This window comes from Paraburkholderia madseniana (genome assembly GCF_009690905.1).
Lineage (GTDB): Bacteria > Pseudomonadota > Gammaproteobacteria > Burkholderiales > Burkholderiaceae > Paraburkholderia > Paraburkholderia madseniana.
Map to the genome: position 1 here is coordinate 317,934 of NZ_VOSW01000001.1, position 23,686 is coordinate 341,619.

A 23,686-nucleotide genomic window follows, 5' to 3' on the forward strand; every position below is an offset into this window, starting at 1 on the left:
GAAGTCACAACGCCTGGGGCCGCGAATCGCCGCGGCCTGGCGTCATAGTCATAGCGGGCGGTCTTGTGTCTGTGAGCTTCGGCAAGCGCCCTCCCCGCCAACTTAGCCTTGCGCCGGTTCATCCAGCGCCATCCTGAAGCCGACCACGCCAGGATCTTCCGTCGGCGTGATGGTGAAGCCGCAGGACTTGGCTAGCGCGATCATCGGCGCGTTCTCCCGCAACGCCTCGCCGACCAGCCAGTGGGTGCCGCGCGCCCGCGCGTACTTGATGATCCGATCCATCAGCAATTGTCCAAGGCGCCGGCCTTTCTGGTCGGAGCGCACCGCGGCGGCGAACTCGGCCGTCTCGTTGTCGGGATCGGCTACGGCGCGCACGACGCCGAGCGTGCGCGTGAAACCGTCTTCGCTGGTGACCGTCGCGATCAGCGCCATTTCGCGGTCGTAGTCGATCTGCGTCATACGCGCGAGCTGCGAGTGATCGAAGCTGCCTACTGCGCCGAAAAACCGCAAACGCAAATCTTCCGGCGTCATCGCTTCGACGAAATCGTGATGCGCGGCTTCGTCTTCCGGTCGGATCGGCCGGACTGTCACGCGCAGGCCCTGCCAGTCGATCGTCTCTTCGAAACGGCGCGGGTACGGTACGATCGCGAGCCGGCTGCGTGTCGACGCGAGGCTGAGGGTAGGCTCGACTACCACCACGTGGTCCTTGAATACGCACAGCGTCAGCGCCAGGCCGACGATCTCCTTGACGTCGCAGACCGCCTGCGAAAGCGCCGTCAATGCGGTTAATGCCGGCTCGGGATCGATCAGGCGCGCGTAGCGCGAGTGCATGACCATGTCGCGCGCGAGCATCGGATTAAGTGGCGGCAAGCCGTAGACGCGCAGCGGCTCGGACACGCCATCCGCAGAAGGCGCGGTGAAGCGGAAGACGGGGCCGAAGTTGTCGTCGTCGTGAAGTTCGACGGCGATGGCGACAACCGGCTTGCGCGACTGTGCGGCGACCAGTTCCTCGCAGTCTGCTTGTGCCGGCGCTGCGGCTAGTTGCTGCACGGCTTGTTGGGTTAGCACTTGCGTCGATCTTTCCGTAGCGCCTTGCGCCGAGGATCCTTTCGTCAGGTCGCCCCCTTGCGTTTCAACGCTCAGACCAAAACGCTCAAGAAACTGTGCCGCCGCGGCCCCAGTTAGTTGGTGCTCACCTGCCGCGAGCACGGCGCGGGCCTGCGCCTGAGCGGCGTCGATTGCTTCGGGTATCTGCGCCGGCAAACCTTCCGGCGTTTGCATCAGCAGTTCGCGTCCCATCCGGTAGTCGACCAGACGCGCAAAAGCGCGCGCAAGCCGCTGTGGCGTCGTATGAACCGGAATGCCTTGCGCATGCAGCGCATCGCGCGTGGCCGCATCCACGCCGCCGAAAAAGCATGCGAGCAGCCCGCGATAGGCGAAGCGCTGATTCGCGATCAATGCCTGCGCGACCTCACCGACCGGCGCGCCATGCGTCGACGCGTGGACCACGAAGGCCGTGCCCGTGCTGCGATGCTCGGCGAGCAGCTTGAGCGCGGTGCCGAAATGCTCGGGACGCGCATCGTCGCCGAGTCTTAGCGGGTTGCCGGCCACCGCGTGCGGCAGCGCTTCGCTTAGCGCCGCATCCGCTTCGGCGGGCCACGGCGCGAGCGTGTCGCCGGCAGCGGCAAAGGCGTCGCAGGCGAGCGTGGCGAGGCCACTGTCGCTGGTAATCAGCGTCGCCGTCGCGCCTGCCGCCACCCGGCCCACGCCGAGCGTTTCGATTTCATCGAGCAGATCGTCGAGCGAATCGACGCGCACCATGCCCGCGCGGCGGAATGCCGCCGTGTACAGCGCGTCGGCCGGATCGGCGCGGCCTGAGCGCAACGCCAGCACTGGCTTGTTGCGCGCCGCCGCGCGAGCCGCGGACATGAATTTACGCGCGGCGCGCACCGTATCCAACTCCAGGAGGATCGCGCGCGTGCCGGGATCGCTCGCCAGATAGTCGAGCACGTCGCCGGCATCTACGTCGGCTTCGCCACCCAGCGCCACGGCGTGCGAAAAGCCAAGGCCGCGCGCATGCGCCCAACCGAGCACAGCATTCGTCAGTGCATTCGACTGCGACACCCATGCCACACCACCCGCCTTCACCGTGCACGACGGCGCACCGAAATGCGCGTGCAGCGCCGGCGACACCACTCCGAGACTGCCCGGCCCGACGATCCGCAGCAAATGCGGCCGCGCCGCCGAGAGCGCATGCCGGAGATGCGCGCGGTCCTCATCGCTCCGCACCTCGCCGACGATGATCGCCGCGCGCGTGCCTAGGCCGCCGAGCTTGTGGATGATGCCGGGCCACGTGTCGGGCGGCGTGCAGATCAGCGCGACGGTAGGCGCTTGCGGCAAATCGCCGACATCGCCGATGACCTTGCGTCCGCCGAGCGTCTCGTATTTCGGATTGACCGGCCAGATGGGGCCCTCGAAGCCGCCTTCCAGCACGCGCGCCCACACCATTGCGCCGGTGCTGCCCGGCCGCTCGGAAGCGCCGATCACGGCGACGGATTTAGGGCGGAACAGGGCGTCTAGGTTGCGAACGGTCACGGGCGCTCCAGCGGAGTGTGAAGTAGGCACGGCGGCCAGGTGGCGCGCGTCTTCGTCAGGATAGGCGAAGTCGAGGGCTTGCGCGGCTGCGGTGCTGAAAACGCGGTGTGACGTAGACGAAATCCCGCTTGATCCGCGCCAACGCACGCCAGAATTTTTTTAGCGCGATCAGGCAAAATATCGAGCCTGAATGCGACAATCCTATGGCTGCCCGAACGGCCCGTTTGCCTTTGACAGGTGCGGGCTGATTGATGGCGGCACGGCGCGTCGGAGACAACGCGCAGCACGAACATGGATTCCGCGAGCAGGCACGCGACAACAGTCACGCCTGCTCCGAACGAACAAAGAGACAGAAGGTGATTTATGCGGCGCTTGCCATCGCTGATCGCGTTGCGCTTCTTTGAAGAAACAGCCCGGCACATGAGCTTTAACCGCGCGGCCACTGCGCTATGCGTCACCCAAGGCGCGGTGAGCCGGCAGATCAAGCTGCTCGAGGAATCGCTCGGCGCGAAGCTGTTTGAGCGCGATCACAAGGGGATCCGGTTGACGCCGGCCGGGGTGCAATTCCTGCCTTGCCTCTCCGAAGCTTTCGACACCATCGAGCGCGGCTTCCGTCAGATCACCGCAGCCAAAGGGCGGCGGCGTCTCGTCGTCGCCGTGCCGCCCACCTTTGCGACACAGTGGTTCTCGCCGCGGCTCGGCTCGCTCGGGGACGAATTGCCCGATGTCGAACTGTCCGTTCGCACGTCGCCCACCGAAGACTGCCACTGCGTCATCCGCTTCGGCCGAAATGCACTCGCGGGTGCGCATTCCGAATTGCTGATGACGGAGCGCCACGTACTAGTCGGCGCACCGGGTCTGCTCAGCGAATCACTCGACATGCTGCTCGAACATTTGCCCGCGCTGCACGTGCTGCATAACGACGCCCGCCTGGACCTGTGGCCGAACTGGCTGGCGAAGGCGGGCCTGCCCGCACGCTACGCGGAAAACGGCATCGAGTTTTCTACGCTGGAGCAGGCGATCCGCGCCGCGCGTAAAGGCGCGGGGCTGGCGGTGGTCGATCGGAACATGATCGTCGAGGAATTGGCTGATGGGAGTTTGACGCGGTTCTCGGAGATCGAGGTGACTGGGCCGTTCGGGTATTGGCTCGACATCCCGCAGCAATATGTGGGGCTTGAGTATGTGCAAGCGTTCGCGGGGTGGATGCGGGAAGAGGTTTTGCTCCTACAGGTCTCGCACTCGGTTAGCGCCAGGTCATCGCAGTCGAAGGGCGTAACTTCGTCATCCGGGCTGGAATAATCCCTTGATCCCTTGCCGTGCGTGTTAGCCGAGGGTATTCGACAAGGCCGCGGTAGCGTTTACTCACGCAAGTTCAATGCGCGCAAGAGCGCCTCGACCTGTCCAAAGGCGTCCTGTTGCCATTGCTCTGGCGTGCGATCACCCAGGATTTGAGAGTCTTCGACGAATCGCCGGACCGAGGTAGGTCCAAAACCGTCGAGGACATCAAACTTTGCTGCGATATACCCGAACCCCACAGCACCGCTGGCGTGGTCGAGAAGCGGGTAACAGGCGTCTGCCAAGGCCTCCACGCCTCCCGGATAGTTTCGCACGCAGAAGTAGACGTCATAAGCGTCTTTTTGTTTGAGCCGTCCGTTCAGGGCATACCCCTTCATGGCCAGCAGGGCCGGGATGGAACACACGGCGATTTCGACTTTGTTGGTACCACCGTTTGGCATCGGCCCTGAAATCGCCACCATTTGATAGAAACGCGTAGCGAGGTCGGCGCCGTCTGCGCGGTGGACCGCGAAGTTGTCAATCAGCGGCGGAATGTTCTTTTCAATGTCGGCCGGACGCGGCATAAGGAAGTCGACGATGACATCGATCGCCGGCCCTTCATCCGTTGGCGGGACCTGACGAACGAGCTGGAAGCGCCTGAGTCCGTCGCGTTGTTGATAACCGTGACCCATCAGCGCCGCGACGAGGGTGGCGTATTCCTTATCGGCAAGAGCCTCGGCGTCCAGGCTCAAATCGACGTCAATCGTGCCGACGTGTCGCATCTCTTCGCTGTCGAGCAGCAACCAGGGCACCGCGCCACCAATCACCGCGAATTTGCCTCTAAAGCTGCCAAGCACCTGGCCAATCTCCACCAGAACGGATTTCACGGCATGGGTGGTGCGATCGTCGTAATCAGCCGCCGACTGCGGCTCCTGTGGAACTAATTCGGCCATGTCATCCTTTCCTGACGTAGATATTGAGCGGCCTCTTCGCCGCGCTCACCGGCAATGCTCAGATCAAGATAGGTCTGAACCGGGCTGGTACAGATGGCGCCGGGTGCCGGTTCGACGGTGTCCGACAGCACGCCTTCGTCTTTAGGGAGCATGATCATAACGTTCTCTCCCTTCGCTGAAGGCTCCAGTTTCAGAGCCGTCTTGAGCTTCTCCAGCCCTGCGTGGCTTGCATAGAAGTAGTGGGTACTGGTTCGCGCATAGGGCGCCAACCACTTGGCAGCGGAAAATGAAGCGAAGGCCGCCCAAAGATCCTTCTCGCCATTCCCACTCAGCACGTTGCGCGCGGCATCCTCAAGGGCACTTCCGTGCAGTGTCGTGTAGAAACGCTTGTGCTCGCCGGCTGGCGCTTCATAGCTATCACGCCATGCGTCCAGCAAGAGGTCGGGTTGGGACAAGTAAAGTCCATCGCTGCTCGCCGTGGCCCATTCACGATCCAGCAATCCTGTGCGCACATTGCTGACGTGGCCCAGACTGACGCCCGAGGCTTGCGCAAGCTCAGCAACGCGCCAGATACGCGCGGGCTCGCGCAACATCACTCGAAGCACTTGCGCCGACCGAGGCCTGAACAGGGACTTGAGCTCGCGGCGTTCAACGACAGGCTTGACGGAAACTTGACGGTCAATGAAGACACTCCCGAAGGAAATCCGCGCATTGCCCTCCAAGTCGAGATAGCCCACATGGTTTTGTTGACAGACATCCCTCGTCGCCGGCGAGAAATAGGGGGCAATAAGAATCGGCACAACCTCTGGTCCGCCCCGGGTTACTTCCTCACGCATCTTCAGTAAGGCGTGGTTGACATATCGCGGCTGCCCGCTGGGCAGGATGTCGCAGAACAATTGATAGGGCTGCTCTGCCGTTTGCAGGTGCACGATGAGGTCGACTTCCTGACTGGCGAGCGGGCGCTCCCATTGCACGTCACGGATGCCGATGACGGGTATTTGCGAGAGCAAGCTCTCCAAGGCCTCACGACCCTGAAGTTCGGTCCTGTTCATCAATTTGTCCACTTTCAGCATTTGTTGAAATTAGCCTAAATACTGAAATTTGGCAAATTTTTCAGTAAAATCACCATTTTCAGCAAATGTTGAAATTAATTGTTTTACTGAAAATTTGTGCAAGCATTTGCCTGGCGGCTTTCAGCCCCGCCAACACAACCGCTGGGTCACAGGCTTTCTCGCTCATGAGTTCGCTGCGCCGGATTCACGCCCCATCCTTGGCCGATTCTTGCTGCCTTTCAATTTAACAGCCCATAGATAGGCTGTTAAGCCGCTTAGTGGCCCATATGAGGGATGTTAGACGCATCTTCTAACGCGCCACGATCGAACGCCAAGGAGCGCAAGAGCAACCTACGTCTGCGACCCTTGAACGACTGCCATCCAGTCGCTGATTCGGCCAAAAAGCACTTATAAGAAGCACATAAGCAATCCATCGCCTTATCGCGCTACATTTAGGAGGCACAAGGAGTTGCCTCATGGATTGCACCCTGCAGATATTTCTGGACGATCGCTGGGTTGACTGCGCGCAGATCGAGCTTAACGGCGGCCTTTGCCTGACCATCGACGACGTCGCCGTGCGAAGCGCAGAATTCAAGGAAATGATGTCCGCGCACGGGATGCTGGGCACCGGCACCACGGGGGTTCAGGGCGCGGCGCCGAAATACCTGCTAACCCGGGACCGCGCGGGCCTGCTGCGTGGTGATGCCATCCTGCCTGATGCCGATGCCACGCAGCACTTGATCGCGAAACTGCCGCGCGGGAATAGCGCGGCCGACGACAAGGTCCTGCGCAATGAAGCAGCGTACATGCGGGTGGCTGCCGCGCTGGGTATCCGCACGCACGCGGATTTGCCGACCCTTCACGGAGACGTTCTGCTGGTTCCGCGCTTCGACCGGATCGCGCGCGACGGGAAAGTCGTGCGCCTCCATCAGGAAAGCGTGGCATCCATTCTGGGGTTACCCGGTTTTGACCAGCGACCGAGCCTCTTCGAGGTCGTGGCCGGAATCCGCAAAGTTGTGAGCGATCCAGCAGCCGAAACGCTCGAATTCATCAAGCGGGACGTACTCAATCTGGCGATGCGCAACACGGACAATCACGCGCGCAATACGGCTGTGCAACTGGTCGAAGGCAGAGTTCAGCTCACGCCCCTGTTTGACTTCGCGCCGATGTACCTCGATCCCGAGTTGATCCCACGTGCATTGAGGTGGTATCGCCCGAACACCCGGGCTGAGCTGATGGACTGGACCGACGTGCTCGCGGCGTTGCCTGTACCTGACCACGAACGCCGAATGCTCGCCGCGGAGTTGAGCCGGTTTGCCGTACAGATCGAACGCCTGCCCGACACGATGGCAGCGCGGGGGGTCGATCACGACATCATCGAGTTCCTGACGCAGTACATCGATACACAGGCCCGACAACTGAAAGCTCTTCAACCCTTAGAGGCCTAGCATGCCCCGTCGGATTCGCCCCACCCGTGAAGAGCAGAACGCCCTGCGCCGCGCTTTCTACGAAAGGATCGCCCGGGGCGACATGACCATTCCTGAGGCCATGAAAGCGATGCGCAAGATGACGGGCCTGACCCAGGCGGAATTCGCCGCGCACCGAGGCGTCAGCCGCCGAGTCATCCAGGACATCGAGCGCGGGACCGGGAATCCGACCGTCGACTCGCTCAATAGCGTTGCGAAGCTTTTCGGCCTGCAGGTCGGATTTGTCCCAATCAGGCGAAACGAACCCGCTTCACCGACCTCAATTAGCGGCCTATGACGGCTTACATCGCCTTCTTGAACGGCGCGCCCGAATGCTCGCGCAGTTCATTAAAGACAATCTTCGGCCAGGCCTTCTGCGCGACTTCGATTTCCGACACATGCGATGCCAGATACGTCGGCGCATCCGATGCATCGAGCGCGATCCGCGCCGCGTACGAATCCGTGAAACGACGCAATTCAGCCGCATCGTCACACGTCACCCAACGCGACATGCGATACCGCGCCGGCGCCATCCGCACGTCGACCTTGTATTCCGTCGACAAGCGGTGCGACACCACTTCGAACTGCAGTTGACCCACCGCGCCAAGAATGATCAAACCGCCGACTTCCGGACGGAACACCTGAATCGCGCCTTCCTCGCCGAGCTGCTTCAGCGCTTCGCCGAGTTGCTTCGCGCGCATCGGGTCCACCACTTCCACCGTCTGGAAAATTTCCGGCGCGAAGAACGGCAGGCCAACGAACTGCAACAGTTCGCCTTCGGTCAACGTATCGCCGAGGCTCAGGGTGCCGTGATTCGGGATACCGATGATGTCGCCCGGATACGCCTCGCTGACCGTCTCACGACGCTGCGACAGGAACGTCACCACGTTATTCGCGCGGAACGTCTTGTTCGTGCGCGTCACCTTCACGGCCATGCCGCGTTCGAAATGCCCCGAACACACGCGAATGAACGCCACGCGGTCGCGGTGCGCCAGGTCCATGTTCGCCTGCACCTTGAACACCACGCCGGTGAACTTCGGCTCGTCCGGCATCACCGGACGTTGCACGGTCATGCGCATCGACGGCGGCGGTGCAAGGTCGACCAGCGCGTCGAGAATTTCCTTCACGCCGAAGTTATTGATCGCCGAGCCGAACAGCACCGGCGATTGCTGACCCGCGAGGAACTGCTCGCGATCGAAATCAGGCGACGCGCCTGTGATCAGGTCGATTTCTTCTTTCGCCTTGACCCAGCTATGGCCAAAGCGGCGTTCGCCTTCTTCGTCGCTGAGCGCTTGCAGCGTTTCGACCGCACCGCCCGCCTTATCCTGCCCAGCGCGGAACAGGCGCACCTGGTCGTGCTGAATGTCGTAGACGCCCTGGAATTCCTTGCCCATGCCGATCGGCCAGGTGAACGGCACGGCCGCCACACCCAGATGCTGCTCGATTTCGTCGAGCAGTTCGAGTGGCTCGCGCACTTCGCGGTCGAGCTTGTTGATGAAGGTAACGATCGGCGTCTTGCGGCTGCGGCAGACCTCGAGCAGCTTCAGCGTTTGCGCTTCGACGCCGTTGGCGCCGTCGATCACCATCACGGCGGCGTCGACCGCCGTCAGCACACGGTAGGTATCTTCAGAGAAGTCCTCGTGGCCCGGGGTGTCGAGCAGGTTGATGACGGCGTCGCCGTACTCGAACTGCATGACTGAACTGGCGACAGAAATGCCGCGCTGCTTTTCGATCTCCATCCAGTCCGAAGTCGCATAGCGATTGCTCTTGCGGCCCTTCACGGTACCGGCGATCTGAATCGCGCCCGAGAACAGCAGCAGCTTCTCAGTAAGCGTGGTTTTGCCCGCGTCCGGGTGGGAAATGACCGCGAACGTGCGGCGGCGTTTGAGTTCGGAGACTGACATCGGGTCTGGCGGTCACGGATAGAGGTTCGAGCGGTCTTCAGAAGCTTGTAGCCCCTGGTCTGCCATGTCTGGCGCGGCGGCGCCGAACTGCGGGAGCCGGTCTGAGACCCGCTTCACGCGGCAACTCCGCTGCGTCGCAACCAGGTTACGAACGAGCGTTTGGAAATACGGGAATTGCCGGCACAGAACAGCGCAGGGAACGAATGATACACGTCATGGGGGCGGACGTATCGGAAATGGGGATTGGGGGGCAGATGCGGCACTTGAACGGGGCTCCCTGCCAAGTGCTTCTGGCGAACAGCGGGCCGCTTGCGCAGCACTATTGATAGGCCATGGTGAAAGTGGCCACACCCTTTATTGTGCCCGGAGTCAAAGGCACGGTCGTTCGTATGTATAGGGCAGTCAGTCGAATATTCATCGTACCGCCTGCCGCCATGCCTGCCGACCATTGATTCATTTTTCCCGCAACAGGGGAGTCGGGGCCATAGGCAATCGGCGTCGTTCCATTGAGAATCTGCAAACCAACGCCCTTCGCGGTTGAGTCTGGCGTCAGGCTCAACGTGCTCGACGTGTTGGAAACGTTCGACGCATCGTTAGCGTCACATAAACCTTGGCCCCGGAAGGGCAGTTGACGCCAAGGTTGAACAAAGTTGCCCCAGCCGGTCCAAAGGCTAGACTGCTTGGAGACACGGTAGGCAGCGGCTGCGTAACAGAAGGTGTAGTCACACTGCAACTGCGCGGGACTATCGTCGCCATCACCGCAAGCGGGGGCCGCACTACCATCCGTAAGCCGAGTGACTCACTCTTCAGCATTACCACCGAACTAAGCGGAGGCGCGGCTTGCCTTGATATCTCGTCACCCATTACTGATACGACATCGTGAACGTAGCAAGCGCATTGACCGTCCCCGGTAAGAGCGCACCTGTTCTGATGTAGCGCGCGGTCAGCGGCACATCTAATGCTCCATCTGGCGAACTACCAATCGTCCATTGGTTCGTATTGCCAACCGTGTCAGAGTCTGGGCCGAACGAAACCGGTGAGTTGCCATTTAAAATCTGCACCCCAACGCCTTTCGCCGTCGAACCCGCCTTTAGCTGAAGGGTATTGCTTCGGTTCGCCGTATCCACGCTGTCCGTAAGCGTGATCAACACCTTCGCCCCGGAGCTGCAACTAAACGACAGCGAGAACTGCTCCGCCCCTGCGGTTGAACCGACGCCGGATGACAGCCGGCTGATGCCGATCGAGGGAAGTGTAACTGGAACAGCCGGCCGGCTAACGGAGCAGGCAGGATGGACGAATGTACCCGTTGCGCTCCCCGAAAAAAGGTCACCCTTAGACCAAGAGGTATCTTGATCAGACGACGTATAGACGATTGAGATCAATGGAGAAGTCGACAGCGTCGACGTTCCAAAACCTATCGCTCCTGTGACCACAAGCGTGGGTGTTACAGTAATGTTGGCGGTCTGGACTGGTCCGCCTATCGGTCCCTCGAAGAAGCAGCCAATCTTCACCTTACCGTCTTGCATCACCACGTCTTTCACGTTGCAATCAGATGAATTAAACGTGTATCGAACTCCGATACCAGCAATGTTGGTTTTGTAAAGGTCGTTGTATCCGGTAGCAAGCGATGCCTTTGTACTGAGATTTGCGTAATTCGTCGCGGCAGTAACGTTGTTAACTCGATTCGTAAAATGGCATTTCATCTGGAAGGTGCTGGAAGAAATGGTACCCAATGTCGTACCAGGCACCGTACTCACGGGTAAAGCAATATTTCCGGCCGCAATTGCCAAGTCGATATTCGCAACTTCGCAGGCAATGTTTGCGTGTGCTGATACCGAGATCAGGCCACCGAACAGTATCAGCGCAAATCGCACGAAGAGTCGCGTCAGCGAATGCCCCAAATGGAGTTCGCCAGCGTCGGCTTCAAAACGCCCAACATCGATATTGGTTGAGCCGATTCCGCTCATACTCAAGTCTGCTTTAAACATTGTATTCACCTTTCCGATTCGACACTGAGACGGTTGGCGGTCGCTGGATCCCGCTCGTCATCGGGACGGCAGTGTCCTTCCACCGATATGTACGCCGCCTCCGTCTTACCCGTCGACTTTGGCAACACATAATCAATCCGGCACTGCTCGGCCCCTGCCTCGCCCCACTTCACAAATAGCGAGCCCTTGTCTTCCAGGCCGCGCGCAAAGATCCGACTGTCCTGCGCCACCACACCCACAGTCTTGCCGTTTCCATCCACCACATCCACGCCAAACGGCAGCGCCTTGTCACCCGGTTGCGGCGCACGAATCAAGGCCGCCCGTCCGGTCACCGTCTTGTACTTGAGCATCACCACCGACCCGAGCCGCGGCACCGCCTGCTCCGAAGTCGATTCAAACTCAACATCGGTCGACGTGCCTTTCGGATCGATATCCACCGTGTTCATGCCATACGGCGTCAGGTACGGCACCACCGCATAACCACGACTGTTGACCTTCACACCCGGCGCGCTCGACACACTGGCCCCTTCGGCTCCCGGCGCATCGACCATGCCGAACGTATCGCCGACCGTCTGCGAGAACGTCACGCCACCGGGATGCGCGACCACCGTCCCGCTGATACCAGCCGACAGCTGGCTCGTACCCGATCCCGAACTGGCCGACGCAGTCATCTGCGCATACGGGGCGCGCCAGGTACCGCTGACACCCGCGTTGGACGCGGCCCCGCTGCTGGCGCTGTTGTACGTGCCATAGGCGTTGTACGAGTACTGGTTGCTGTCGCCGAGCGAGCCGCTGACATTAGCCTGCAAGTTCATAGCGCCGCCCGTGCTCGACAGGTTGGTCGACATCAACGGCGCATGCTGGCTGTGGCCGAGCGGTATCGTCGTGCTAACCATGTACAGGTTCTCCATCGAGCCGTCGGAGTTGCGCGTGCGTCCCGCCGTGATGCTGTAGGTCCCGTACTTGAAGCTGTTGGTGTAGCCGGCCTGATAGAACGTGTCGCTGCCGCTGCGATTCCAGTACTTCTGCGACGACGCGCTCAGAAATACGGTGCCTTGATCCTTGAAGTTCTGGTTGACTGTCACTTGCAACCGGTTGCGCTGCCGGTCGACCGAGTTGATGTCGCCGCCGTGCAAGGCCGCATCGCGCACAGATGCTGCATCCGACAGATTCAGGAAGCCTGCGGTCGAATAGCGATACGCCGCCGCCGAAATGTTCGTGTCCGTCGAATCGATGAACTTGCTGTAGCCGATGCGCAAGCTGGTGCCGCGCATCGTGCTCTGGCCCGGCACTTGGGTCTGAGCGCCGGTAATGTCCGCCGAGAGCGCGCCGTACTTCGTGTTGAGCGCGGCGCCGATGTCAGCGGCCACATAGCCGTTGGCAACCACGGCGCCGCCGTAGGCCGTCACCGTGTTAGTGAGACCACGCTGCAGGGTGAACTGCGCAAAAGCTGGCTTCGTTTCGAGCGTATCGTTCCGCAACTGCCCCGCCGTCGCTGAGAATCGCGTGGTGCCCGGCCGCAGTGACTGTGCAACCGAGGCGTACGGCACAGTAAAGCTTTGTGTGTGTCCGTCCGCTTCGGTCACGGTCACATCGAGGTTGCCGCCGTAGCCGGTCGCGTACAGGTCCTTGATCTCGAACGGCCCTGGCGACACCGTGGTTTCGTAAATGATCTGGCCGTTCTGGCGAATCGTCACGCGCGCGTTCGATTGCGCCGTGCCGCGCACCACCGGCGCGTAGCCGCGCATCGATTCGGGCAGCATGCGGTCGTCCGTGGCGATTTGCACGCCGCGGAAAGCCACGCTGTCGAATACGTCGCCGGCGGTGCTCGCATCGCCCAACGTCACTTGCGACTTGAGCTTCGTCACGTCGTGCTGGACGTAGGTGGCGATGTCGTCAAACTGCGTACCTTCACCGGACGCCGAGGTTACCGACGACTGATGGCGGAAATGCCATCCGCCAATGTTCACACCCGCATTAAGCCCCAAATAGCTCTGGGTCGAATTGATGCCGGCACCATTGGTGTGATACGTATTCGCGTTGTAGCTCACGAAGCCCGCGTTCACACCCTGCTGCCACATCTCCGCCGGCACGTAACCGCGCGCGGCGTTGCGCATGTACTTCTGCGGCACAGTCAGCATGAGCTTCTGTTCCGAGAAGTCGAAGTCGACGGTCGCGTTCGGCACGGCGGTTGCCAGGTCAATACACTCGTTGCTATCAGCAGCACCGGCAGGCTTGCCAGCCTGCGCCGCGGCAATCGCATCGCTGGCCTTTCCTGCCTCCGGCTTCGCAGCGGTGTCCACACCGACCTTGGCGAAATCGACCCCGAAGCCCTCGAGCACCTGACGACTAAAGCAAGGGCGTGCAGTGTCACTCCCCTCTACCGCCACAAAGCGGACGTCCTGCCGGGCGATGCGAGTATCGTTCAGCCACACGTCAACCGAGTACACGCCTGGCGACACCGCGTTGCCACGCGCGAAACGCGCGACGTCCACGGTCTGGTTCGGGTCGGTGCGCAGGAACGTCGAATCGAACTGCACGGCTGCGGGAGCGGTGTCGCTCTCGGAAGCACTCACACACGCCGGCTGGACGCCGCCCACCACCGCGAAAACCGACAGCACAACTGCGGTGACGGGGTTCAGGCCGAACGGACCAGATTGAGCACTGGTGCGAGCATGCGACTGAAGACGAGGTGAACGTTTCATGATCTGGCTGACTTCTAATGTCCGGTAACAGGCGTGCGTCGTCCCTGTGCGTTGCCTGTGCAACGCACGCTGTGGGCAGGAAAGGGTTGTCAATGGGCGGAAGGCGGCCGCCCGGCCGACGAACTACGGAGGTCTATTGGCCGAGCGTTGCGTCGCCGGGCATGGGGCCGCCGTAATCGCTGATTGCGGTGTAGTGGACCTTCGCGCCTGCGGCGACTGCATTCATCTGGGCGACGGGCATCACCTCGGTCGCGTGGGGTGCCACCATACCGCCCTGTTCGTTCTTGTATGTGTGACCGCCGCTCTCCACGTCGACTTCGCTAAACGACACGTAGTACGGCGTCGGATTCGATACGCTCAGGGCTTCGCCTTTGCCGCCCGGCGCAGCCGTGACCTTCCAGCTCAATTGGGCCGGCGCATCTTCCGGCTTGCCGGCCAGCTTCGGCGGCCGCACGAACACCTTGATGCGTGTCCGATAGGCAAGCTGCAGCAAGTTGGCGTTATCCTTGTTGTCTGCCTTCGGCGGGATGTCGAGCACGTTGAGCCAGTACACCGATTCGCGATCGGTCGGCACGGCCTCACCGCTGTAGATAACCCGCAGCGTTTGCGACTTCTTCGGGTCCATGCGGAAGATCGGCGGCGTAATCACGAACGGCACTTTGATTTCGCCTGGCTTCGCATCCGGGTGGCCGTCGTCGATCCACACCTGTACCAGGGATGGCGTGCCGCTGTCGTTTTCGAGCTTGACCGTGACTTCGCGCTGGTCAAGCGGATACACCACACGCGTACCGCCAATCGTCACGCTTGCATTTGCGTTGCCTGCCAGCAGCGCACAGGCAAATCCAACTCCTATTGCAATTCGACCGAGCTTCATCACATTCACCTCTTTGAAAAATGGTCTTAAAAATGGGCTATAAAAAAGCGCTCGCGCGAGCGAACGCCTCGGCTTTCGCTTACTGGTACTGCATCGTGTAGTTAACGCTCGTGCTTACTGCACCGGCCGTCGCCTTACCCGTGGCGTAGTACTCGCCGTAGTAGTTAAGGGTTGCAGCGCCTGCAGTGATCGTCGCGCCATTAGCGGCGATATCGTTGTTCAAACCGCTGGTGATGTTGATCGGTTGGAACGATGCGTTCAGCAAACGCACTTCGACGTTGGTAGCCGGACTTGTGGCTGCCTGGTTCTTCAGGTAGCCGTTGCTTTGGTCAACGGTCGGGCCGCTTTCGAAAAAGGCCACGGCCTTGGTCGCTGTGCCCGAGCAGCCGGTCAGTGCCAGCACGATCGGCTGCGTCCGGCCCGCCGTTGCGCCTGCAGTCCCGAGCGCGGAGGCCGAAACCTCCGGCAACTGGACACCCGGTATGTCAGCAGGTGTGCCGGCCGCCTTGCCGTTAATCGAGCACGTGGTGTCCGACAGGCTGCCCGTGAACGTAATCGTGCCGTCCGACGCTTGCGCGCCGAGCGATGCAAGGCCCAGCAGACCGCCGGTTGCGAACGCAACTGCGGGGATGAGTGACTTCATAGTTACTGCTCCAGTGAGTTAAAAAAACAACTTTCTTGATTCGATTCAACGGCGAATTCGTATTCGGTACGACCCGCCATCTGCCCCTGGGCGTTCCAATGTTCATCGCCGGAAATGGCGGTCTTGTTTCGAACCATTGGCCTATCGTTCAGGCGCAAAACAATATTAAGATTCCGCATTGTCGAAGTACCTAAGAAGATTCTTAAATTCGTAGGACTATCCCTACGATTGATTCGAATGCATCCGACAGCCATGTCTTTTACTCGGATCAACGATTAAGACTTTTCCGAAAAATGCATGAGACACCTCCGCCCGAACTCTCGCGCCGCAAATGAAAAAACCCCGCCGCATCGTTGCCGATGCGGCGGGGTTTCCGAACAGCACTAACCGCGGACTATGCGCCGCTGGCTTCGTTCAACGTCAGATGCTTCGTCTCAGGCGCCCATGCAATCGACACCACCATGCCAATCAGCAGGACAACGGCAAGCACCATCATCGTCGAGTGAAAACCCAGGTGGAGGATGCCGAGCGGCAACAGAAACGTACCGACCGCCGAACCAAGACGGCTGCACGCAATCGCCAACCCGACGCCGCACGCGCGCACTTCGGTCGGAAAACACTCTGGAGGAAACACGCCAACAAGGTTCGAGAAAGCGGACATCGTCAGCGTGAAGATCGCGAACGCGACGATCATCGCGAGCGTCGCTGACTCCGGCAGCAGGCTCAACGCAATCAACGACATACATGTCACTGCGAACGAGCCGATCAGAAACATACGGCGCGATAACTTAATGGTGAGCCAGATACCGATCAACGCGCCGAGCACGAGGAAACCGTTCAACAGAAAATCCGTGCTGGAGTTGTTGTCCAAATGAATCGCTTTAAGAATGGTGGGCAGAAACGTGTAGATCGCGAAATAGGGAATCACGAGGCACACAAAGAACGCGCAGTTGAAGATCGTTCTGCGGATCAGGTCCTTCTTGAACAGGCGCATGAAGCCACCGTGCGTTTGCGCGTGTTCGTCATCGCCGCCGTCGAGCGTCACGTTGGGGCCGAAGTGCTTGAGCACGATCGCTTTGGCTTCAGCAACACGTCCCTTGCCATGCAGCCAACGCGGCGATTCAGGTGTACCTATACGCAAAATCAACACGATCAGCGCCGGGATGCCGGCCGACGCAAGCAGCCACCGCCATGCATCGGGCGACGCGTCGGCATACTGCATGCCAAGCACGTTGGCCGCCACATAGCCAATTGTCCATACCACGCTGAACGACCCGAGCAAAGTGCCACGATGTTTGCGTGGCGAAAACTCCGCAAGGATCGCGTGCCCAACCGCGAAATCGCCGCCCATGCCGAAGCCGATCAACACCCGCAGCAGACACAACTCGAGCGGCGAACTCACGTAGAACTGCGCGAACGCTGCTGCGGTGATGATCAGAAAACTCAACAAAAAGATCTTCTGCCGTCCCAGGCGATCCGACAGCCAGCCGAACACCAGGCTGCCGACAAAGATGCCCATCAGCGCGGAACTGCCGATCATGCCCATCCAGAACGCGTCGAGCGGCATCTGGCGATTCAGCGACGCCAGTGCATAGCCGATCGTGCCGAGTGCAAACCCTTCGGTGAAGTGGGCGCCGAACGTCAGCCCGGCAATCTTGACGTGGAACGCGTTCAACGGAACGTCGTCGAGAGGAATGGGGCCGTGCACGGCCGTCGCTGCGGCTGACGACAAAGTGGGGGCGAGGCCGAAAGTGGCCGCCTGGCTATCCTGATTGCTCACGCTGTCTCCTTGTATGTGTGTGCGCGGCGGACGCGGAGCCGGCGTGATGCCGGTGCCGCGCCAAGCCACGCAGTTGGGCTCGTTATTCGCTTCGCGGTTTATCTCGTCGTTCGCCTCGCTTTTCGCCGCGTGCGTCGGCGTGCGATGCGTCAGGCGAATGCGTGGGAAGAGCGCTTGAACGAAGATCAGCGGCCGAGCCCGCCCATCATCATGTACTTCAGTTCCGTGTATTCATCGAGCCCGTACTTCGAGCCTTCGCGGCCAAGGCCCGATTGCTTGACGCCGCCGAACGGCGCGACTTCGGTCGACAGAATCCCTTCGTTAATGCCGACCATGCCGCTCTCCAGCGCTTCCGCAACGCGCCATGCACGCGCCAGGTCACGCGTATAGAAATAGGCGGAGAGGCCGAACGGCGTGTCGTTGGCCGCCGCGATGGCTTCGTCTTCCGTCTTGAAGCGAAAGCACGCGGCCACTGGGCCGAAGGTTTCTTCCGCGGCGATCAGCATCGAGTTCGATGCATCGATCAGCACGGTCGGCTCATAGAACGTGCCGCCGAGTGCATGCGGTTTGCCGCCCGTTAACACCTTCGCGCCTTTCTGCAACGCGTCGGCGACATGCGCTTCCACCTTCTTCAGCGCCGCCTGGTTGATCAGCGGACCTTGTTCAACTTCGCCTTGCAGCGCGTTGCCGACGCGCATCTTCCGCACGGCCTGTGTCAGCGCCTGCGTGAATGCGTCGTAGATACCGTCCTGCACGTAGAAGCGATTCACGCACACGCAGGTCTGCCCGGTGTTGCGGAATTTCGAAGCCATCGCGCCTTGCACTGCCGCGTCGATATCCGCATCGTCGAAAACGATGAACGGCGCGTTGCCACCAAGCTCCAAAGACAGCTTCTTCAGCGTATCCGCCGACTGCTTCGCGAGTAGTTTGCCGACGCGCGTCGAGCCGGTGAACGACAGCTTGCGCACCACCTCCGATTCAGTCAGCACACCGCCGATCGCCACTGCATCGCCGGAGACAATGTTGAACACGCCCGGGGGAATGCCGGCCTTCTCCGCCAGTACTGCCAGCGCCAAAGCGGACAACGGCGTTTCTTCGGAAGGCTTGAGCACCATCGTGCAACCTGCCGCAAGCGCCGGGCCGGCCTTGCGCGTAATCATCGCAAGCGGGAAGTTCCAAGGTGTGATGGCCGCGACCACGCCGACCGGTTCGCGCGTCACGATGATCTTCGCGTTCGGATTCGGGCTCGGGATCACGTCGCCATAGCTGCGCTTGGCTTCCTCAGCGAACCATTCGAGGAAGCTCGCCGCATATCCGACTTCGCCACGCGCTTCGGCGAGCGGTTTGCCTTGCTCGCGTGTCAGCAATTCGGCGAGCGCGTCGCGGTTCTCGAGCATCAACTCGCCCCAGCGTCTGACACGCGCGCCGCGCTCCTTGGCTGTTATCGAGCGCCACGCCGGAAAGGCTCGCTCTGCCGCAGCAACGGCGTGCGTCGTTTCCACCGCGCCGCCCTTCGCGACCTGAGCGATCACCTCGCCCGTTGCAGGATTCAGAACCGGGTACGTGCTCGCGCTTTCGTACCACTGGCCACCAACGTAATGTCCGGTTCGAAGCAATTCGCTCATGCGGCCTTCTCCAGGTTCTCGACGAACACGCCTTGCGCAAGCCGCGCTTCACGAGCGATGCGTTTTCCCGCGGTGTAGTCGTTGATCAGATCGCACGGCGTGTAGTTGCGTTCGAGTTCGAACAGCTCGTCGGCTGAGAGCTTCGTGCCGAGCGCAGCCAGCGCGCTATCGAATTGAGCGGCCGTATCCGCGCCGACCAACATGCTGGCAACGCCGCCATGGTTCAGCACCCACGCCTGTGCGATCTGCGCAGCCGACACACCGCGCCGCGCCGCCACGCGCGCCACCGAAGCAGCAATCTCACGAGATGCCGTATCGCCATACATTTGCGCGGTGAAGAAATCGGTCTGGTTGCGCGTGGAGTTTGGATCGCAGGTCAGCAAACCGCGCGCCAAAGGACTGAACACGGACACACCGACGCCCTGATCCTGGCAATACGGAATCATTTCGCGTTCTTCCTCGCGATACGCAAGGTTCAACTGCAGTTGCATGTTGATGGGTTTGTGCCAGCCGTTGCGCTCGCAGACCTGCATGATCTTCGCGAACTGCCACGTGTACATCGTCGATACGCCGATGTAACGCGCCTTGCCCGCGCACACGATATCGTTCAACGCGCCCATGGTTTCTTCGACCGGCGTGTTCACGTCGAAGAAGTGCAGCATGTAGATATCGACGTAATCCATACCGAGGCGCGTGAGCGACGCGTCGACACCGTCCATGATGTGCTTGCGCGAATGGCCGCCGGCATTCTGATACGCGCCCATGTCGTAGCCGACCTTGGTCGTCACGACAATCTCCTCACGCCGCGCGAGACGCTTCAAAATGCGGCCCACCACTTCTTCGCCCACACCGGTCGAATAGAAATCGGCGAGGTCGATAAAATTGACGCCGGCTTCCAGCGCGTGACGCACAATTGGCTCGCTCTGCGCTTCGTCAAAGATCCACGGCTTCCAACGCGGAGTGCCCATGTTCATCGTGCCGAGGCACAGACGCGACACCTTCAGGCCCGAATGGCCGAGGCGAATGTATTCCATAGTGCTTGTCTCCTTCCTGATCACATTCAGTAGCGCACGCAGCAGCACGCCCCTCACGGCGCGCGGACCGCGTTGCGTGTGATTAGCGTTGTTTGGGGGTGTAGAACGGATTCGATACATCGCGAGCGGCGGCAAACACCTCATCGCGATGCGGCAGGCCCTTCATCGCCGCGAGAATTGCGTTCTTGCACGCGCGGTAGTTGTTCTCGAAGACGGCGTCGAGATCGTCGGTGGCCGGATTGACCCAGTTCGCCGACACCACCACCCAATCGTTCTCCGCTTCGGGCGGCAACGTGCCGTTCTCCAGCGATTCGGCCACGGCCTTGGCGATGCCGGCTTGCGAAGCACCCCACGTCGCGTTGCCATGGAAGTCGCTGCCGATCTGCGCCTTGTTCACATAGAGCGTCAGCGGCTTGGTCGGCACACCCGGCCGCGCGATCACGACAAACGGCGCATGCCCCGTTGAAGGCGTCGCCAATGCCGTAGCGAAGGCCTGCCCCGCGGGGCCGTTGCGCGGGCCGACCAATACATTGATATGCGCGAGATTGACGCCAGGGCCTTCGAATCCTTCGCCGATAAAGAGTTGTTTGTCCGTCGATACGCTCATGGTCTTTCCGTCGGGGGTGAGTGGATGACCGATTGTGCTGCGCGGTCTTCGCGACCATGTATCGATGAGTTTTGATGCGGGGTATGAGGCGAACTCATCTCCGGGTTTGCCCCGGGCGCACCAGTCGGCACGTTGGATGTGCGCGTTGAGTCGCGCGCACGGGCAAGCGCAAAGGTGAGACTTTTCGGGACTCGCGGTGACGAGCCTCGAATCGAGACGAAAGGTGAACGCACCGAAGGCCGCGCACGCACCAGCGGCGCGAAGTTCAGCAACGAGGCAACGTCCGCGGAAAAGACCGTGTGAGAATCGAACGATGGACTACGCGATTCTTCGCATAGCCAGGGAACGCCCGCCAGCAAAGGCTGGCGCGGGTTTCGAGGAAGGTTGCGACACCACGATGGACTGCCGGGATGATCGCGCCGCAAGGTGCGTCATCCGACAAAACCAGGCTCACCGAAACAACGAACCCTGGTGCGAGGCGCCTCGCTAAACCCACGGCGCGCCTTGCAAGCTCACACGAAAGGTGAGCGTTTTCGGGACCCTCTCAGCGGTGCGAGAAAAACCCGCCGCAACTTCACTTCAGAGAAATTCGGCGCGTTGCGAGCGCAAGCGCCATGGTCGAAACGTACTTTAGCCTTCGATCAGAAAACGCTCGCGATTCTTGCCCGCGAGCCAGCCAGGCGAGCGGCCACGGCCGCTCCACGTCTCGCCGGTTTTCGGGTTGCGGTACTTGGCTACCGAAGGCGCTTTGCGTACCGCGGCACGCTTGCTCGTAAAACCCAGTTCTTCCGCGGTCAGATCGTACTCGGCGACCTTCTGCTTGATCTCGGCAATCGCCTGCGCGATTTCCTTTTCGCGCGCCACCGCGACTTCCTTATGGAGCTTCTCGAGCTGAGCAGTTAACTGTTTATATGAGGCCATGGCGGGTACTCCGATCGATTTGACGAACTGCAGTGCGGACACTTGCGGACACTATCAGACGAATAAAGCGCCGGATAGAGCGGCCCGCGCAGGACGGTCCGCTCAGAGTGCGCCCGTGAACTGTCCGCCGCTCAAGACCGCCCGCTCAACTGCTGCAGCCCACGCACTCAATCGTCAATTGCATCGTACACGCGGCGCTCGAAATCAACCGACATTGGGAAGGGTTCGACAGCACGGCGCTGAATCAGCATGAGACCGATCAGGTCCTCCACCGGATCGGCGAACCAGCTCGTGCCATACGCACCCGGCCAGCCGAACGAACCCATCGAGCGATAGCCGAGCGGCAACTGCTGCGCCGGATCGTCGACGATGGACAAGCCGAGACCGAAGCCTTGGCCTGCCCACAGCACATGACCGAACGCCGGCACGCGCCGCTGGTCGCGGGTCAGAAAATTCGAGCGCATCAAATCGACCGAGCGATGCGACAGCAGACGCGTCGAGCAGGCGCGTCCGCGCCCTAGCAACAGTTGCGCGAACTGCAGATAGTCCTGCGCTGTCGAGACAAGGCCGCCGCCGCCGCTCTGGAAGCGGTCGGGATTCGCCCAGCGGCTCGCCGACGGATGATCTTCGACCACGCGCCGCCGCGTGCCCGCCTCGACGCCATACGCCGTCGCCAAACGCGTGAGCTGCGCGTCGGGCACCCAGAACGCCGTATCGCGCATGCCGAGCGGTTCAAAAATCCGCGTCCGGAAGAAGTCGCCGAGCCGCATGCCGCTCACGCGCTCGATCAGCACGCCGAGGACGTCGGTCGCGATGCCGTAATGCCAGCGCGAGCCGGGCTGAAACATCAACGGCAAGCTGGCTATGCACCCCAGCCACGCGCTGGCATCCCCGCGCGCTTCAATGCCGTTGAAGGCTGCCGCGTAAGCTTCGGCCAGCGGTCCGGTGGCGGTGAAGTGATAGGCAAAGCCGGCGCGATGCGTGAGCAGATCGAGCACGGTAAGTGGCGCTCTGAGCGGGTCGGTTTCGTCGAGCGGGCCGGTGGGGTCGCGCAGCACGGATGGCGCAGCCAGCTCCGGCAGCCACGATGAGATTGGCGTGTCGAGCGCGAGCCGATCCTCTTCGATCAGCATCAGGATTGCCGCGCTCGTCACCGGTTTGGTCATCGACGCGATGCGAAACAGCGTGTCGCGCTCCATGGGCAATTGCGCCGCTTCGTCGCGCAAGCCGAGCGGCTCGAAGTAACCGATTTCACCGCGCCGCCAAACCAGCGAAACGACCCCCACCACTTCGCCGCGTTCCACATAGCCTTGCATGGCGTTCGTGAGCGCCGTCAGCCGGGTGGCTGAAAGTCCTGCTGGTTGCATGCTCCTCCTGAGTCCTTAGGCATTACGTTCCCTTATTTCTGCCGGAAACGTTACCCGATCAGACGGTACACGTCACCCTCCGCCCATGGACAGTTACGCTTTCTGCCGCTCCTCCAATGCGGAGAGGGCCGCATTGAGCCGTTTGACGCGACTAGCCTGCGCCGGCACCAGTGCCGCCCCGGACACCGAGTTAATGCGGTTGCGCCAATATGACAGCGGGATGCGGTCTTCAGCGGAAATATGCGTGATTACATTTTCAAGGTGTTTGATATCTTTTTCGAGTTGGAGGTGATTCATTGCTTTCCCCGGAATTACTCATTGAGCCAGTTTAAGAGCATAAAGCGTGCCCCGATTACTCCAGGAGCTCCGTTGAAACGGAAAATTTTTCTGAAGTTGATAATTCGGGCCGCCGCAAAACCGGCAAAACCTGCACATTGTTTTTGATTGTGAGCCGGCCAGATGAGGATACTGCGGCGAAACTTCGCGTTCCGTTAGATGCCGCACCGACTCGGCTTGACAGCGAAAACCGAGCGCTTTTTTATCAGCGCAAGCGGTAAGAATAATAATCTCGAAGCAATTCGATCAATATTCATTGCGCATCGCAACCGTTTCGGTAAATGCACATTAGAGCCAGATATTTATGACGGCCATATGCTTCTTGCATGACACCGCTCGCCGTATCGTCGGTTTAGCCCAGTTAAGCGAAAACTGCGAAGAGAGGGAGACAGCCCGCCGTCATGGCCGAGCGGCGGGATCAAGGAAGGAAAGTGTTAGAGCGTGTTAGGCACTTCGTGTCAGACCTGGTATCCTAGCGGCATGAGAAAAGCAGACCGCAAAGGGTATCCGAGTGATGTGTCGGACGAAGAATGGAGCTTCGCGGCACCGTATCTGACACTG

General features: G+C 60.8%; 20 protein-coding genes and 1 pseudogene. 4 read left to right on the forward strand and 17 right to left on the reverse strand.

Annotated features, from left to right (window positions below):
- Window positions 1-102: 102 nt before the first annotated feature.
- A complete protein-coding gene (locus tag FSO04_RS01365; protein WP_168435523.1) occupies window positions 103-2,595 on the reverse strand; it encodes a bifunctional acetate--CoA ligase family protein/GNAT family N-acetyltransferase in 2,493 nt (830 codons plus the stop codon).
- 363 nt (window positions 2,596-2,958) lie between these two features.
- Between FSO04_RS01365 and FSO04_RS01370 the strand changes: the two genes are divergently transcribed.
- A complete protein-coding gene (locus FSO04_RS01370; RefSeq protein ID WP_154557994.1) occupies window positions 2,959-3,894 on the forward strand; it encodes a LysR substrate-binding domain-containing protein in 936 nt (311 codons plus the stop codon).
- Between the two features lie 59 nt (window positions 3,895-3,953).
- On the opposite strand, the gene FSO04_RS01375 is transcribed toward FSO04_RS01370, so the two are convergent.
- Together FSO04_RS01375 and FSO04_RS01380 are read right to left on the reverse strand one after the other, a co-directional pair.
- Complete coding sequence (locus tag FSO04_RS01375) at window positions 3,954-4,823, reverse strand: nucleotidyl transferase AbiEii/AbiGii toxin family protein (protein WP_154557995.1); 870 nt, start codon at window positions 4,821-4,823, stop codon at window positions 3,954-3,956.
- A complete protein-coding gene (locus tag FSO04_RS01380; protein WP_154557996.1) occupies window positions 4,811-5,896 on the reverse strand; it encodes a type IV toxin-antitoxin system AbiEi family antitoxin in 1,086 nt (361 codons plus the stop codon). Before FSO04_RS01380 ends, FSO04_RS01375 begins: the two co-directional genes overlap by 13 nt.
- A gap of 455 nt (window positions 5,897-6,351) precedes the next feature.
- Between FSO04_RS01380 and FSO04_RS01385 the strand changes: the two genes are divergently transcribed.
- Window positions 6,352-7,323 carry a type II toxin-antitoxin system HipA family toxin gene (locus FSO04_RS01385; RefSeq protein ID WP_233464701.1) on the forward strand — a complete coding sequence of 324 codons (972 nt, stop codon included), beginning with the start codon at window positions 6,352-6,354 and terminating at the stop codon, window positions 7,321-7,323.
- A gap of 1 nt (window position 7,324) precedes the next feature.
- Window positions 7,325-7,639 (forward strand): helix-turn-helix domain-containing protein, encoded by a 315-nt coding sequence (locus tag FSO04_RS01390; protein ID WP_154557997.1) that lies wholly within the window; start codon window positions 7,325-7,327, stop codon window positions 7,637-7,639.
- A 4-nt stretch (window positions 7,640-7,643) separates the two neighbouring features.
- On the opposite strand, the gene FSO04_RS01395 is transcribed toward FSO04_RS01390, so the two are convergent.
- The 14 genes from FSO04_RS01395 to FSO04_RS01450 form a co-directional block, all read right to left on the reverse strand.
- Complete coding sequence (locus FSO04_RS01395) at window positions 7,644-9,245, reverse strand: peptide chain release factor 3 (protein WP_074289095.1); 1,602 nt, start codon at window positions 9,243-9,245, stop codon at window positions 7,644-7,646.
- A 319-nt stretch (window positions 9,246-9,564) separates the two neighbouring features.
- The gene (locus FSO04_RS48665) at window positions 9,565-9,978 is read right to left on the reverse strand and encodes a fimbrial protein (RefSeq protein WP_414693365.1); all 414 of its coding nucleotides are present in this window, start codon (window positions 9,976-9,978) and stop codon (window positions 9,565-9,567) included.
- 130 nt (window positions 9,979-10,108) lie between these two features.
- Window positions 10,109-11,233, reverse strand: a complete 1,125-nt coding sequence (locus FSO04_RS01400) for a fimbrial protein (protein ID WP_154557998.1) — start codon at window positions 11,231-11,233, stop codon at window positions 10,109-10,111.
- Between the two features lie 5 nt (window positions 11,234-11,238).
- Window positions 11,239-13,938: a fimbria/pilus outer membrane usher protein gene (locus tag FSO04_RS01405; RefSeq protein ID WP_154557999.1), complete on the reverse strand. Its 2,700-nt coding sequence runs from the start codon at window positions 13,936-13,938 to the stop codon at window positions 11,239-11,241.
- A gap of 133 nt (window positions 13,939-14,071) precedes the next feature.
- Window positions 14,072-14,812 carry a fimbria/pilus periplasmic chaperone gene (locus tag FSO04_RS01410; protein WP_154558000.1) on the reverse strand — a complete coding sequence of 247 codons (741 nt, stop codon included), beginning with the start codon at window positions 14,810-14,812 and terminating at the stop codon, window positions 14,072-14,074.
- 79 nt (window positions 14,813-14,891) lie between these two features.
- On the reverse strand, window positions 14,892-15,455 hold the full coding sequence (locus FSO04_RS01415; protein WP_154558001.1) for a fimbrial protein: 564 nt from the start codon (window positions 15,453-15,455) through the stop codon (window positions 14,892-14,894).
- 2 nt (window positions 15,456-15,457) lie between these two features.
- Complete coding sequence (locus FSO04_RS48215) at window positions 15,458-15,592, reverse strand: hypothetical protein (RefSeq protein WP_267905002.1); 135 nt, start codon at window positions 15,590-15,592, stop codon at window positions 15,458-15,460.
- A gap of 257 nt (window positions 15,593-15,849) precedes the next feature.
- Window positions 15,850-17,235, reverse strand: coding sequence for an MFS transporter (locus FSO04_RS01420; protein ID WP_168435524.1), 1,386 nt, complete (start codon window positions 17,233-17,235; stop codon window positions 15,850-15,852).
- A gap of 185 nt (window positions 17,236-17,420) precedes the next feature.
- Complete coding sequence (locus tag FSO04_RS01425; RefSeq protein WP_154558002.1) at window positions 17,421-18,860, reverse strand: NAD-dependent succinate-semialdehyde dehydrogenase; 1,440 nt, start codon at window positions 18,858-18,860, stop codon at window positions 17,421-17,423.
- Window positions 18,857-19,894 carry an aldo/keto reductase gene (locus FSO04_RS01430; RefSeq protein ID WP_154558003.1) on the reverse strand — a complete coding sequence of 346 codons (1,038 nt, stop codon included), beginning with the start codon at window positions 19,892-19,894 and terminating at the stop codon, window positions 18,857-18,859. Before FSO04_RS01430 ends, FSO04_RS01425 begins: the two co-directional genes overlap by 4 nt.
- A gap of 82 nt (window positions 19,895-19,976) precedes the next feature.
- Window positions 19,977-20,501, reverse strand: a complete 525-nt coding sequence (gene fae / locus FSO04_RS01435; protein WP_154558004.1) for a formaldehyde-activating enzyme — start codon at window positions 20,499-20,501, stop codon at window positions 19,977-19,979.
- A gap of 630 nt (window positions 20,502-21,131) precedes the next feature.
- The gene (locus FSO04_RS01440; RefSeq protein ID WP_054034751.1) at window positions 21,132-21,422 is read right to left on the reverse strand and encodes an H-NS histone family protein; all 291 of its coding nucleotides are present in this window, start codon (window positions 21,420-21,422) and stop codon (window positions 21,132-21,134) included.
- 167 nt (window positions 21,423-21,589) lie between these two features.
- The gene (locus tag FSO04_RS01445; protein ID WP_154558005.1) at window positions 21,590-22,789 is read right to left on the reverse strand and encodes a serine hydrolase domain-containing protein; all 1,200 of its coding nucleotides are present in this window, start codon (window positions 22,787-22,789) and stop codon (window positions 21,590-21,592) included.
- Window positions 22,790-22,882: 93 nt separating this feature from the next.
- Window positions 22,883-23,086 (reverse strand): hypothetical protein, encoded by a 204-nt coding sequence (locus FSO04_RS01450; RefSeq protein WP_154558006.1) that lies wholly within the window; start codon window positions 23,084-23,086, stop codon window positions 22,883-22,885.
- Between the two features lie 519 nt (window positions 23,087-23,605).
- Here FSO04_RS01450 and FSO04_RS47345 point away from each other — a divergent pair.
- Window positions 23,606-23,686 (forward strand): annotated as a pseudogene (locus FSO04_RS47345) (IS5/IS1182 family transposase); the annotation flags it as partial.